Origin of the sequence: Rhodoferax sp., from assembly GCF_030646845.1 — a bacterium.
Lineage (GTDB): Bacteria > Pseudomonadota > Gammaproteobacteria > Burkholderiales > Burkholderiaceae_C > Rhodoferax.
In genome coordinates this window covers 1-13,576 of sequence record NZ_JAUSLE010000059.1, presented here as the reverse complement: position 1 = coordinate 13,576, position 13,576 = coordinate 1, and the positions used below count along the sequence as shown (strand labels likewise).

Genomic DNA, 13,576 nt, shown 5'->3' with positions numbered 1-13,576 from the left:
AAGTTTCCATGGAAGTTGTGCTCGATAAACAGTACCCGGTCGCGGCCGGTCTTGATGCCGGTTGGGCTGTGCTCTCCAACATGCATGAGCTCGCCACCTGCATGCCGGGCGCGCAAATCACTGAAGATATTGATGCCACCCACTACAAGGGCAGCGTCCGGGTCAAGGTCGGGCCGGCGGTGGCCGCCTTTGCCGGCACCATTGACGTGCTGACGCTGGACCCGGCCACCCGCACGCTGAAGATGATGGGCAAGGGTGCCGACAAGAGCGGGTCTTCCGCCTCGATGGAACTGACGGCCACGTTGGTCGCGGCAGAGAACGGCCACAGCACCCTGCAAGGCCATGCCGAAGTGATTGTCAACGGCAAGTTCGCCCAGTTTGGCGGGCGCATGATGACCTCGGTCTCGGACATGATTCTGGCGCAGTTCGCCGAGGTCTTTTCACAAAAGGCGCAGGCGCTGCAGGGGGCTGCGGCACCCGTTGGCGGTGCCGAGCCGGTGCCAGCACCCAGCGCGCCAGTGGTGGCCAAGGAATTCAATGCGCTGGCCTTCATGTGGGCCATGATCCGCAAGTTCTTCGCCGACCTGTTTCGCCGCAAATCCTGAGCTCTTGCTGCACCATGTCTTCAACTGCCACTGACGCGTTGACCACACCCGAGGGCTTGCGCGAGCGCCTGTTCAAGGCCGGCTACATTGCCGACGAAGACCTGGCCAGCCTGATCTGGATGGGCCTCACGCTGGAGCGCCCGCTCTTGCTGGAGGGCGAGGCTGGCGTCGGCAAGACCGCCATTGCCGGCGCCTGCGCGCGTGCGCTGGGCCGGCCCTTGCTGCGCCTGCAGTGTTATGAGGGGCTGGACCTGAGCCAGGCCGTTTACGAGTGGAACTACAGCCGCCAGTTGCTGGAGATCCGGCTGGCCGAAGCGGGGCAAGGCGACCGCGCGGCGCTGCGCGACAACCTTTTTTCAGAGGCCTTTTTGCTGGAGCGGCCTTTGTTGCAGGCGATCCGTTCGCCAGAGCCGTGCGTCTTGCTGATCGACGAAATCGACCGCGCTGACGAAGCCTTCGAGGCCTTCCTGCTGGAGATGCTGTCGGAGTACCAGGTCACTGTGCCCGAGATCGGCACGCTCACGGCGCGCAGCAAGCCGCTGGTGATTCTGACGAGCAACGGCACGCGTGATTTGTCGGATGCGCTGCGGCGGCGCTGCCTGTTCCACTATCTTGATTTTCCGACGCTGGCGCGCGAGACGCAGATTGTGCGAACGCTGGTGCCCGAGGCCGCCAGCCGGCTGGTCGAAGAGGCCGTGGCATTCGTGCAGCGCCTGCGCCGGGAAGACCTGGAAAAAGTCCCGGGCGTGGCGGAGACGCTGGACTGGGTCCGGGTTCTGTTCCACATGGGCCATGGCGAATTGCCGCTGGATCCGCAGTCGCTGGTGCCGACGCTCGCCGCCCTGCTCAAGACCCGCAGCGACCGCTGGCAGGTGACGGCCGAACGGGTAGGCAAGCTGATTGACGGGCCACGCATCGCGCAGGATGTAGGCGTGGCCGGCGCCATGAAATGAATGGCCCGCCATGAACGCCGCCGATCCGCGGGCCATGGACCCGAGACAGCGTCTTGGTGAGTTCGCCCACTATTTGCGCGAGCATGGTTTTGCGCTGGGCTATGCCGAACTGGAGCTGATGGTGCGTGCCGCCGCCGCATTGCCGCTGGCGCAATGGGCCCGGGTCGAGGCGCTGTGGCGCGGCATCGCAGCAGGCAGCCACAAGCAGTGGCTCAAGTACCCGGAATTGCACCAGGCCTTCTGGTTCCCGCACCAGGTCCGGGCGTCGACGCGCAGCTCGGGGCTGACGCGGCGCGGCCGAACCCTGCCCGAGCTGGTGCAGCAGCTGCACGATGAACTGGGCAACTCGCCGCCCGGGCAAACCACGCCAACGCAGGGCATGGCCGAGCAGCAGGCCGAAGGCGACCTCGAGGCCAGTGAGTCCCCGCCCCGCGCCCAGGGCGGCGCCAGCCGCACCGACCCGCTCGACCAGCGTGATTTCGCCGACTGGATGCCCTCCGACATGGACCGTTTTGAGCCGCTGGTGGAAGCGCTCAAGCGCCGCCTGCGCTCCCAGCTGTTGCGTCGGCTGCAAAGCCACCGTGACAGTGGCGCGATTCATTTGCGGCGCTCCCTGCGCGCCGCGCTGGCAACCGGCGGCGAGCTGGTGAAGTTGCACCATGTGCGACGCCAGCGGCGTCCGCCGCGCGTGGTGGTGCTGGTGGACGTGAGCCGGTCCATGGAAGTGCATGCGCAGTTCTTCTTGCGGTTGACGCGGGCCTTTGTCGAAGTCATGGACGCACGGGCCTTTGTCTTTCACACCCGGCTGGCCGATGTGACGCCGCTGATGCGGCGGCGCAGTGAGCGGGTGCAGGAAAAGGTCAACGCAGTGACCTTCGGCTTTGGCGGCGGCACCCGCATTGCCAGTTGCCTGCACGAGGCGCTACACCAGCATCTGGGCCGGTCCCTGGGGCGGGGCGACCTGTTCATGGTGTTCAGCGATGGCTTTGACACCGACGAGCCCGAGGCCCTGGCCGGGGTGCTGGCGCAGGTGCGCGCCCGCGGGGCCCGCGTGTGCTGGTTGCACCCAACGGTGCAGGTACCCCAGTCGGCGGCCATGGCACTGGCGACGCGCCATGTCACGCGCTTCATGCCGGCGCACAATCTGGCCAGCCTGTCGCGACTGTCCGAGCTACTGGTCTGAACACTTTTTCAACAACGCTCACAACTCCAGGAAACACGACCATGGGATGCTTGCTTAAACAGGGGGGAGGCCTCTTCCCCCGCCTGCGCATTGGGGCGGTCGTGCTGGCCGCCGGCGAGGGTGCGCGCATGGGTGGCGTGGCCAAGTCCCTGATCCGCCTGCAGGGCGTGCCGCTGATCAATCGGCAACTGATTGCGCTCAGCGGTGCCGGGGTGGATGAAGTCGCGGTGGTCACGGGCCACGCGCGCGAAGCCGTGGAATCCCAGGTGCAGAGTTTTCCGATCACGCTGGCCCACAACCCCAACTACCGCGAGGGCCAGCAAGGCTCGGTGCGGGTCGGCCTGGCAGCACTCAGTGGCAACTTCGATGCGGTGTTCATCGTGCTGGCCGACCAGCCGCTGATCGGGACCGGGGATTTGACCGAGTTGATCGCGGCGTTCAAGAAACGCCCCAGCGGCAACGTGGTGGTGCCGGTGGTGAACGGCCAGCGCGGCAATCCGATCCTGCTGGATGCGGACGCCCGGGCACAAATCCTGGCGAGTGACACGAATCTGGGCTGTCGTCACCTGATCGAGCGCCAGCCCGAACTGGTGCATGTGCATGAAACGGCCAACACCCGTTTTGTGACCGATCTCGACACACTGGAGGACGTGCAGCAACTGGCGTTGCGGACCGGCTGGAAGCTGGAACTCCCCGCCAGCGAGGCGACCGCGTGAGTCCGGTGGCAGCACCGGGTGCGCTGCAGCAACACTGGCCGGTGCCGATGGCCGTGCACCGTTTCGCGCGGGCATCGGAGGTGAATCCCGTGCTGGCGCGCGTCTTTCAGGCCATGCGCGTAACCGATCTCCCGGCCGCGCAAGGCAGCTTCTACGCCAGCGCCGATGACTTGCTCAAACGGGTGGACCTCCCTGAATTCACGGCCCTGCTGCAATTCATCGCCGCCTCCTTGCAGACCACGGCAGCCCAGGCGAATGCGGGTGTGTGGCCGGCGGGGCGTCATGGGCTGCAGCTGGAGCTGATGGGGGTCTGGTTCCAGATCCAGAATGGTGCCGCGTTTCATGACATCCACACCCATGGCAATTGCTCCTGGTCCGGGGTGTACTACGTGCAGATTGACCCCGTCGAGCAGCGCCACAGTCACGCCGAGTTCGGCGCGCTCAACGGCGCCACCCGCTTCTACAGCCCGATGTTTCCCCTGCTGGGCGGTGCCCACATCGACATGGGCAATGCCTGGCTGCAGCAGGCCACGCTAGATGTCACCCCGCAGGAGGGGGACCTGGTGCTGTTCCCCTCGTTCCTGCCCCACAAGGCCATGCCCTATGCCGGCGAACGCGACCGCGTCATCGTGTCCTTCAATGCGCAGATCCGCGCGCCGGGTGGTGATCAGCTCTTTCGCTACGCGGGGACTTGACGCCGGGTCGCCGCCCGCGCGACAGTTCGGGATAATGGACCCAATTCCTGGAGAACCCCGATGAACGCTCCCACTGCTCTCGCTCACCTTGTACCTGACATTCACCAACGGGACGTCCCCGCCGCGCTGATTGACGCGCTGAAGAAGCGCTTCAGCGAGCGCTGCTCCACCGCGCTGGTCGTGCGTGAACAGCACGGGCGCGACGAGTCCTCTTTCGAAGCCCCGCCGCCGGCGGCCGTGGTGTTTGCCGAGAGCACGCAGGACGTGGCGGATGCCGTGAAACTTGCCAGCGACTTCAATGTGCCGGTGATTCCCTTTGGCATCGGCTCCTCGCTCGAAGGCCATTTGCTGGCGGTGCAGGGCGGCATCAGCGTCGATGTCAGCCGCATGAACCAGGTGCTCTCCATCAACGCCGAAGACCTGACGGTGACGGTGCAACCCGGCGTGACGCGCAAGCAGCTCAATGAGGCGGTCAAGTCCACCGGCCTGTTCTTCCCGATCGACCCCGGCGCCGACGCCACCCTTGGCGGCATGAGCGCCACCCGCGCCAGCGGCACCAACGCCGTGCGCTACGGCACCATGCGCGAGAACGTGCTGGCGCTGGAAGTGGTGACGGCACAAGGCGACATCATCCGCACCGGCACGCGCGCCAAAAAGAGCAGCGCCGGTTACGACCTGACGCGCCTGATGGTGGGCAGCGAAGGCACGCTGGGCGTGATCACCGAGGTGACGGTGCGGCTCTACCCCCTGCCCGAGGCAATCTCGGCGGCCATCTGTTCGTTCCCGAGCATCGAGGCGGCGGTGCGCAGCACCATCCAGATCATCCAGATGGGTATTCCGATTGCGCGCGTGGAACTGATTGACGCCAACACCGTGCGCATGGTCAACGCCTACGCAAAATTGGGCCTGCGCGAAGAGCCGCTGCTGCTGATGGAGTTCCATGGCTCGCCGGCGGGCGTGAAGGAGCAGGCCGAGCTGGTGCAGGAGATCGCCAGCGAGTTTGGCGGCAACGCCTTTGAGTGGGCCACCACACCGGAGGAGCGCACGCGGCTGTGGACCGCCCGCCACAACGCCTACTTTGCCGCCATCCAGTCCAAGCCCGGCTGCCGCGCCATTTCAACCGACACCTGCGTGCCGATTTCCCGGCTGGCCGACTGTCTGCTGGACTCGGTGGCCGAGGCCGATGCCACCGGCATCCCCTACTTCCTGGTCGGCCACGTCGGCGACGGCAATTTCCACTTTGGCTATCTGATCGACCCCAACAAGCCGGAGGAACGCGATATCGCCGAGAAGCTCAACCATGCGCTGGTGGCACGTGCGCTGCGCCTGGAAGGCACTTGTACCGGTGAGCACGGCGTGGGCTTGCACAAGATGGATTTTCTGGTAACCGAGACCGGCGCGGGCGCGGTGGAGATGATGCGCACCATCAAGCGGGCGCTGGACCCGAAGAACATCATGAATCCGGGCAAGATCTTTACGCTATAAATAGAATAGCTACTCAGGCATACTGCACGCGGGTTGTAGGCCAATTCGGCTTATAACCTGACTTCCTCGGCAATGGCGTTTGCCATGTACTCGATCTTGCGCTGCAGGTCCGCGTCGGTGTCAGCGAAGCGCTGTGCGATGGCGTGGAATTCATCCTGGATTTCAATGAAGGCGTCGACCATGTCGGGATCAAAATGGCTGGCGCGCCCCTGGAAAATGACGACCACTGCCTGGTCGTGCGGCACGCCGGCTTTGTAGACGCGGTCGGTGATGAGCGCGTCGTAGACATCGGCAATCGCCATCAGGCGCGCCGACGCCGGAATCTGGTCCCCTGACAGCCCCTGCGGGTAGCCGCTGCCATCCCACTTTTCCTGATGGGAGTACGCCAGCTCCTTCAGCGTCTGCAGTTGTTCTGCCCGGTAGCCCAGGGTTTTTTCAGCGAGCTCGATCGCATCGCGTGCCAGGGTGGTGTGCGTTTTCATGATCTCGAACTCGGCTGGCGTCAGGCGGCTGGGTTTGAGCAGAATCCGGTCCGGAATGCCGATCGTGCCCATGTCATACAGGGGCGCCGACTGGAACAGATCGCCGATGAACGAATCGGTCAGCACCGCCGAAAAACGCGGGTGCGCCTGCAGCCGCTGCGCCAGCGTCCTGACGTAGTGCTGGATGCGCACGATGTGGTTGCCGGTGTCGGAGTCGCGCGTTTCTGCCAGCGAGGCCATGGCAAAAACCGTCACGGCCATGGCGGCACGCACGGGGTCGGCCTCAAGGTGCGGGCTGCTGTCGGGTGAATTCAAAATAGTGCTCCAGTGTCCAAGTCTTTTCAAATCTTGTTCCGACCGCCAGTTTAGGGGCGACGGGCGCAAACGCAGTGTGATTTCCGCCGTCGCCGTGAACAGCGCCGTTTCAGGCGTTGCGCGTCTGAAACGGTGCGCGGTACAGCCAGACCGGGCGGCCATCGGCGCACTGCAGGGTCGCCTGGGCCTCGAGTTGCGGCGCCTCGAACTCCAGGCTCACCAGCCAGGCGCCCGGCTGGAGTTGGGCCCGCGCTTTGTCCACCGCCCGTGCCATGCTCTCGGGCCGTTGAAACAGATAGACCAGGGCGTAGGGGCGCCAGTCGGCGCGCCAGATATCGCCGTGGCGGATGCGGGCCCAGGGGCAGCGCAGGGCGGCCAGACCGCGCAAGGGCCAGCTCCACTCCAGACCATGCAGCTGGGCCGCCGGGTAGGCCTCACGCAAGGCCTTGAGCCCATCGCCCAGACCGCACCCGGCATCCAGCACCCAGGCACCCGCCGGCAGCGGTGCCTGCGCGGCCAGATCGCGCAAGGCGTGGGCCGGGGTGGGAAACAGGGGGGCGTCGCGCCAGGCGTTCAGGGGATAGATCAGCAGCAACAGGGCCAGCGGCAACAACCAGGCCCAGGCCGGCAAGGTGACCACGCCCGAGAGCGCCAGCGACAGGGGAAAGCCCAGGCCAATCAGGGCACGGCGCCACCAGGTGCCCCCCCACAGGCTGAGCGCCACGCCAAAAGCCGAGGCCACCGCCAGCGACACCCAGGCCGACAGGCCCAGTCTCTGCAAACCCCAGAACAAGGCCCAGGCGCAAGCCCAGGCCAACAGCGCCGGTGCCGGCCAGGGCAGTCGGGCAAGCATGGTTGCGACGCGCCCGGCCTTCAGCGCGTTGCGACGCGCTGAAGCTTCTCGATCAGGCCATTGAGTTCATCGAGCGATCCAAACTGGATGCTGACTTCGCCCATTTCTTCCATGCGCCCTGCCCGCTTGACGCGCTTTTTCACGCGCACCTCGACCTCGGCGGTCAACAGATCGGACAGCTCTTCTTCGACGCGTCGCATGTCGCGCGATTTTTCCTGCCGGGGCTTGGTCGAGGTCAGCGTGAAGTCGGCACTGAGCTTTTTGACCAGGCTTTCGGCTTCGCGCACCGACATCTTTTTGGCGCTGATCTGGCTGGCCGCCGTGATCTGGGTCCCCCGGTCCAGCGCGAGCAAGGCGCGGGCATGGCCCATGTCCAGGTCGCCCGCCATCAGCATGGTTTGCACCGGGTCGGCCAGATTGAGCAGACGCAGCAGGTTGCTGGCGGCACTGCGGGAGCGCCCCACGGCCTGCGCCGCCAGTTCGTGAGTGAGTCCAAACTCCTTGACCAGGCGCTGCAAACCGTGGGCTTCTTCCAGCGGATTGAGGTCTTCGCGCTGAATATTCTCGATCAGTGCCATCGCCGCCGCGGCCTCGTTGGGCACATCGCGCACCAACACCGGCACACTGTCCAGCCCGGCCAATTTGGCGGCGCGAAAGCGCCGCTCGCCGGCAATGATCTCGTACTTGCCCTGGTTCGCGCCGTCCTGGAGCTGACGCACCAGGATCGGCTGCAGGATGCCCTGCACCTTGATGGACTCGGCCAGCTCGTACAAGGCGCCCTCATCCATGCGGGTGCGCGGCTGGTACTGCCCCGCCACCATGTCGATCAGCAGCAGCGAAGCCGGCAGCCCGGGGCTGGTGGGATTGCCTTCGGAAGAGGCAAATGAGGCCATCTCATTCACAATGGGTCCGAGCAGGGCTTCAAGTCCACGGCCCAGGCCTTTGGGTTTTTTGGTAACCATTCAATCTTCCTTTTTTGATTCCTGGCGGGACAGCTCTTTAACGCTGCCCGCCACTGTTGAGGGGGCCAACCGGCGCAGCAACGCTTGTCCGTCGGGCCAGGCGCCCAGACCCGATTCGGCATTGATGTGGCCACGGTCGCCATAGTCGATGAACTCGGAGCCCCAGGCGCGGGCGAAGACCCTGGCGCGCTCGGCACTGCAATACGGATCGTTGCGGCTTCCCACCAGCATGCTTTTGAATGGCAATGTCTGCAGGGCGATGGGCGACCAGCTGGTGAGAACCGGGCGCATTTCCTCGCGCTCGGCGTCACCCGGCGCCACCAGCAGCGCGGCGCTGACGCGGTCGGTGTGGCGCGAGTGCGCCGCCCAGGCCGCCACCAGCAGACACCCCAGACTGTGGGCCACCAGCACGGCCGGCCCGTCCCGTTCCAGATCGCGCTGCAACAGCACGTCTTCCAGCCGGGCAATCCAGTCGCCACGCAGCGGGCGCAGCCAGTCGTGCTGCTCGACCCGCTGATAGCCGTGCGCCGCCTCCCACCGGCTTTGCCAGTGGTCGGGCCCGGAGTTTTGCCAGCCGGGCAGGATGAGGACCGGAGAGACGTTCATTTGCTATAACTTTGGTAGCTACCAGCGCAGATTCGACGTGGGCTGGAGGCCAATTTGTTCACATTTTTTCGATGCGCTCGACCATCTCCTGGGCAAAGGCCACATAGGCCTGTGCCCCCTTGGACGAGGGATCAAACACCACGCCGGGAACCCCATAGCTGGGGGCCTCGGCCAGTCGGACGTTGCGCGGGATCACGGTGTCAAACACCTTGTCGCCGTAATACTGTTTGAGCTGCTCGCTCACCTGCTGCTGCAGCGTGATGCGCGGGTCAAACATGACGCGCAGCAAACCGATGATGGCCAGATCCTTGTTCAGGTTGGCGTGCACCTGCTTGATGGTGTTGACCAGATCGGTCAGGCCTTCCAGGGCAAAGTACTCGCACTGCATCGGCACGATGACGCCGTGCGCGCTGCACAGGCCATTAAGCGTCAGCATCGACAAGCTGGGCGGGCAATCGATCAGGATGAAATCGTAATCCTGATCCACCTCGGCCAGTGCCAGCTTGAGGCGTTTTTCCCGCCGCTCCACATCCACCAGTTCCACCTCGGCCCCCGCCAGTTCCCGGTTGGCACCCAGGATGTCGTAGCCACAGCCGCCTTCGATCAGCTTGTCGCTTTTGACCCGTGCTTCGGCCACCGAGGCCGACTCCAGCAGCACGTCATAGATCGTGAGCGCGAGCTTGCGTTTGTCGACACCCGATCCCATGGTGGCATTGCCCTGCGGGTCCAGGTCGACCATCAGCACGCGCTGGCCGACCTTGGCCAGACCGGCCGCCAGATTGACCGTGGTGGTGGTCTTGCCGACACCGCCCTTTTGGTTGGCGACGCAGAATATTTTGGCCATGGATTGCTTACCTGCTATGGGAATGGATACGGAACGAAAAAATCAGTGTTTCACGTGAAACTATTCAGGCGTGCGCACTCAGCGCGACAGTGCGAGCTTGGCGCCAAAGCCGATGAGAAACAGACCCGCCACCTTTTCAAGCACGCGCGCGATGACCGGGTTGGCGCGCACACGCTCGGCCAGAAAGTGCGTCAGCAACACCACCGTCAAGCCATAGGCAAAGGTCAGCGCGGCAATGGTCACGGCCATGAAGGCAAAGGTCGTCAGGCCCTGATGGCGGGCCGGGTCCACGAACAGGGGGAAGAACGCCATGTAAAACACGATCGCCTTCGGATTGAGCAGCGTGATCGTGAGCGCCTGGCGCAAATAGTGGCGCGGCCGGATGTGCAGGATCGGTGCCGCCCCCGGCTTGGCCAGCAGCATCTTGCCGCCGAGCCAGGCCAGATAGAGGGCGCCCAGCCACTGCACTGCATGGAAAGCGGTGGGATAGGCCGTCAGCAAGGCGGCGACACCGGCGACCGCCAGCCACAACAAGACCTGATCGCCCAGGATCACGCCCAGGGTCGCCGCCAGCCCGCCCTTGATGCCGCCTTTGCCGGTCGAGGTGATCAAGGCCAGGTTGCCCGGGCCGGGAATCAGCAGGAAAACGATGATTGCGACGACAAAGGCGCCGTAGTCGGCTATGCCAAACATGGGGATTCTCTTTCTGGTTGAGGGGTGAGTTTACGTTACGTTTTTGTTCGCTTACTCCGTTTTGCCGGGAGGTTCTCCCCCCCCTATCCCCCCGGCCCCCTTTCCACCCCCGCCGGGGTGGAAAGGGGGAGCCTTCATTTTGATGTTGGTCTCCGGCAACGGAAATACCGGGGGCTGTTACGACTGCGTCTGGTGCGGCCAGATTTCGGGGTGTGAGTTCCGAGCGCCGGAGGTGGACTGGCTGAATGGGAATTTCGCCTCTGCTCTTGCTGCCGGATGAGCCCAGGATCGGATGAGCTGCTGAGCTAAGCTGGGCAAATACTGGAGCTAAAGCGGCGTTTGCCCCAATTATTTCAGGACAAGGTCAACCATCAACCCAAGCCGCCTCCGGCGCTCGGAACTCGCCCCCTGAAACCTCAGCACCCCAACCAAGGCGGCAACCTGTCCCGATATTTCCGTCACCGGCGCGGGTGGTCAAATGAGGCTCCCCTCTTTCGCCCGGCGGGGCGAGAGAGGGGCTGGGGGAGTGAGTGGGGAAATTACGATTTATGCATCCACACAATGCACCGCTCGGCATCCAGCCCCGGCACAGCCAGCTGTTCCACGTGAAACACCCTGACATTCACAGGCAAGACGGCAATTTCATCAGCAGGATGCTTGCCCTTCATCGCCAGCCAGACGCCCTGCTCTGCCAGCGCCGCCGATGACCAGCGCGTGAAATCTACCAGTGAGGCGAACGCCCGGGAGCTGATGACGTCGTATTTCTCCGCCAGACTCTCCACCCGCGCATGCAATCCCCGCAGGTTGGGCAGCTTCAGGGTAGCGGCCACTTGCCGGATGAAGGCGGCCTTCTTGGCCACCGTGTCCACGCAGTCCACCGAGACATCCGGACAGCAAATCGCGATCACCACGCCTGGCAAGCCGGCACCCGACCCGACATCGAGCAGCCGCACTTGGTGGGCATCCGCCACCCCCGCCTTGTCCGCCTGCACCGCCAGCTGCGCACGCAAGGGACCGATCACCGCCAGGCTGTCCAGCAGATGGTGCGTCAGCATTTCCTCGGGATCGCGCACCGCCGTCAGGTTATAGACCTTGGTCCACTTCTGGATCAAGCCCAGGTACGCCAGCAGGTGGTCAATTTGCGCATCGTCCAGCACCAGCGCCAGATCCGCCAAACCCTGGCGCAAGGCCTGGTCCAGCCCGCGCATCAGGCCGCCACCTCGTTGCCGCCACCCAGCTCCGGGGCGACTTTGCCGGCCGCGGCGAAGCCCTTGAAGTTGCCCTTTTTCAGATGGATCAACAGCAGGGAGATGGATGCGGGTGTAATGCCCGAAATGCGCGAGGCCTGACCCAGCGTTTCCGGCCGGTGCTTGGCCAGCTTTTGCCGGGCTTCGATGCTCAGCGCAGACACCTGCAGATAGTCCAGCTCCGCCGGCAGCTTCAGGTTTTCGTAATGCGCCGCGCGGCTCACCTCGTCCTTTTGCCGATCGATGTAGCCCGAGTATTTGGCCGAAATTTCGACCTGCTCAATCACCACCGCCACAAACGCCAGCTCGGCTGTCAACGCGTCACCGGCTTCCAGCGCGGCACTTGGCTTGAGTTCGGGTTCGGCGTACTTGCCACCAGCCAGCGACATCAGACCGGCATAGCTCACATCCGGGCGGCGCAGCAAGTCGGCCAGACTGTATTCATGTTCAATCATCTTGCCCAGCACGCGCTCCGACTCGACCGCAGCCAAATTCTTGGGGCTGACCCAGATCGAACGCAAGCGTTCTGTTTCACGTGAAACAGCATCGCGCTTGCGACAAAAAGCATCCCAGCGGGCGTCATCCACCAGGCCCAGCTGGCGCCCGACTTCCGTCAGGCGCAGGTCGGCGTTGTCTTCCCGCAATTGCAGGCGGAACTCGGCCCGGCTGGTGAACATGCGGTAGGGCTCTGTCACGCCCTTGGTGATCAGGTCGTCCACGAGTACCCCGAGGTAAGCCTCGTCGCGCTTGGGCAGCCAGGCTTCCTTGCCCTGGCATTGCAAGGCGGCGTTGATGCCGGCAAACATGCCCTGGGCCGCCGCCTCCTCGTAGCCGGTCGTGCCATTGATCTGTCCGGCGAAGAACAGGCCGCCGATCTGGCGGGTCTCGAAACTGGTCTTGAGTGAACGCGGGTCGAAGTAGTCGTACTCGATGGCGTAGCCGGGCCGCAGGATGTGGGCGTTTTCCATGCCGGCCATGGAGCGCACCAACGCGTACTGGATGTCGAAAGGCAGGCTGGTCGAGATGCCGTTGGGATAAATCTCGTGGGTGGACAGGCCTTCCGGCTCCAGGAAAATCTGGTGGCTGTCCTTGCCAGCAAAGCGGTTGATCTTGTCTTCCACACTCGGGCAATACCGCGGCCCGACGCCGTCGATCTTGCCGGTAAACATCGGGCTGCGGTCAAAACCCGAGCGGATGATCTCGTGGGTGCGCTCGTTGGTGTGGGTGATCCAGCAGGGCATTTGCCGGGGGTGGGCGATCTGCCCGCCCATGAAGCTGAACACCGGGACCGCGCCCGGCGTGCCGCCGGGCATGCCGTCACCGGGCTGTACCGTGCATTGGCTGAAGTCGATGCTGCGCCCGTCGATGCGCGGCGGCGTACCGGTTTTGAGCCGGCCCTGTGGCAGCTTGAGCTCTTTCAGCCGCGCCGAGAGCGACACCGCCGGCGGGTCGCCCGCCCTGCCCGCCGAGTAATTCTGCAGGCCCACATGGATCTTGCCGTCCAGAAAAGTGCCGGCGGTCAGCACCACGGTGCGCGAGCGGAACCTGATGCCGACCTGGGTGACGGCGCCGACCACCCGGTCGCCCTCCACCATCAAATCGTCCACCGCCTGCTGGAACAGCCAGAGATTGGGCTGGTTTTCGATCATGCGGCGAATCGCCGCCTTGTACAGGATGCGGTCGGCCTGCGCCCGCGTGGCGCGCACGGCCGGGCCCTTGGAGCTGTTGAGGATGCGGAACTGGATGCCGCCTTCGTCGGTGGCCAGCGCCATCGCGCCGCCCATGGCATCGACCTCCTTGACCAGGTGGCCCTTGCCGATACCGCCTATCGACGGGTTGCAGCTCATCTGGCCCAGGGTCTCGATGTTGTGCGTCAGCAGCAGGGTCTTGCAGCCCATGCGGGCAGCAGCCAGCGCGGCCTCGGTGCCGGCATGGCC

General features: G+C 64.6%; 14 protein-coding genes. 6 read left to right on the top strand and 8 right to left on the bottom strand.

Annotated elements, in window-relative coordinates; translation table 11 throughout:
• Positions 1-8 precede the first annotated feature (8 nt).
• The 6 genes from Q7T10_RS14190 to Q7T10_RS14165 are packed head-to-tail and all read left to right on the top strand — an operon-like array spanning position 9 to position 5,637.
• Complete coding sequence (locus Q7T10_RS14190) at positions 9-605, top strand: CoxG family protein (protein ID WP_304749380.1); 597 nt, start codon at positions 9-11, stop codon at positions 603-605.
• Between the two features lie 14 nt (positions 606-619).
• Complete coding sequence (locus Q7T10_RS14185; RefSeq protein WP_304749379.1) at positions 620-1,558, top strand: MoxR family ATPase; 939 nt, start codon at positions 620-622, stop codon at positions 1,556-1,558.
• 10 nt (positions 1,559-1,568) lie between these two features.
• Positions 1,569-2,741 (top strand): VWA domain-containing protein, encoded by a 1,173-nt coding sequence (locus Q7T10_RS14180; RefSeq protein ID WP_304749378.1) that lies wholly within the window; start codon positions 1,569-1,571, stop codon positions 2,739-2,741.
• A gap of 41 nt (positions 2,742-2,782) precedes the next feature.
• Positions 2,783-3,457 (top strand): nucleotidyltransferase family protein, encoded by a 675-nt coding sequence (locus Q7T10_RS14175; protein ID WP_304749377.1) that lies wholly within the window; start codon positions 2,783-2,785, stop codon positions 3,455-3,457.
• Positions 3,454-4,152 (top strand): TIGR02466 family protein, encoded by a 699-nt coding sequence (locus Q7T10_RS14170; protein ID WP_304749375.1) that lies wholly within the window; start codon positions 3,454-3,456, stop codon positions 4,150-4,152. The genes Q7T10_RS14175 and Q7T10_RS14170 overlap by 4 nt, the downstream gene beginning before the upstream one ends.
• Before the next feature lie 60 nt (positions 4,153-4,212).
• A complete protein-coding gene (locus tag Q7T10_RS14165; RefSeq protein ID WP_304749373.1) occupies positions 4,213-5,637 on the top strand; it encodes an FAD-binding oxidoreductase in 1,425 nt (474 codons plus the stop codon).
• A gap of 50 nt (positions 5,638-5,687) precedes the next feature.
• Here the strand turns inward: Q7T10_RS14165 and Q7T10_RS14160 are convergent, their stop codons facing one another.
• From Q7T10_RS14160 to mnmG, 8 genes are all read right to left on the bottom strand, one after another.
• On the bottom strand, positions 5,688-6,434 hold the full coding sequence (locus Q7T10_RS14160; protein ID WP_370653772.1) for an HD-GYP domain-containing protein: 747 nt from the start codon (positions 6,432-6,434) through the stop codon (positions 5,688-5,690).
• A gap of 109 nt (positions 6,435-6,543) precedes the next feature.
• Positions 6,544-7,287, bottom strand: coding sequence for a trans-aconitate 2-methyltransferase (locus Q7T10_RS14155; RefSeq protein ID WP_304749371.1), 744 nt, complete (start codon positions 7,285-7,287; stop codon positions 6,544-6,546).
• A 20-nt stretch (positions 7,288-7,307) separates the two neighbouring features.
• The gene (locus Q7T10_RS14150; protein ID WP_304749369.1) at positions 7,308-8,249 is read right to left on the bottom strand and encodes a ParB/RepB/Spo0J family partition protein; all 942 of its coding nucleotides are present in this window, start codon (positions 8,247-8,249) and stop codon (positions 7,308-7,310) included.
• Positions 8,250-8,855, bottom strand: coding sequence for an alpha/beta hydrolase (locus tag Q7T10_RS14145; protein ID WP_304749367.1), 606 nt, complete (start codon positions 8,853-8,855; stop codon positions 8,250-8,252).
• Positions 8,856-8,913: 58 nt separating this feature from the next.
• Positions 8,914-9,699: a ParA family protein gene (locus Q7T10_RS14140; protein ID WP_304749366.1), complete on the bottom strand. Its 786-nt coding sequence runs from the start codon at positions 9,697-9,699 to the stop codon at positions 8,914-8,916.
• Positions 9,700-9,777: 78 nt separating this feature from the next.
• Positions 9,778-10,392, bottom strand: coding sequence for a LysE family transporter (locus tag Q7T10_RS14135; protein WP_304749364.1), 615 nt, complete (start codon positions 10,390-10,392; stop codon positions 9,778-9,780).
• A gap of 539 nt (positions 10,393-10,931) precedes the next feature.
• Positions 10,932-11,600, bottom strand: a complete 669-nt coding sequence (rsmG, locus tag Q7T10_RS14130; protein WP_304749362.1) for a 16S rRNA (guanine(527)-N(7))-methyltransferase RsmG — start codon at positions 11,598-11,600, stop codon at positions 10,932-10,934.
• Positions 11,600-13,576, bottom strand: a 1,977-nt coding sequence (gene mnmG / locus Q7T10_RS14125) for a tRNA uridine-5-carboxymethylaminomethyl(34) synthesis enzyme MnmG (protein ID WP_304749360.1), incomplete at its 5' end; no start/stop codon positions are given. The genes mnmG and rsmG, both read right to left, overlap by 1 nt.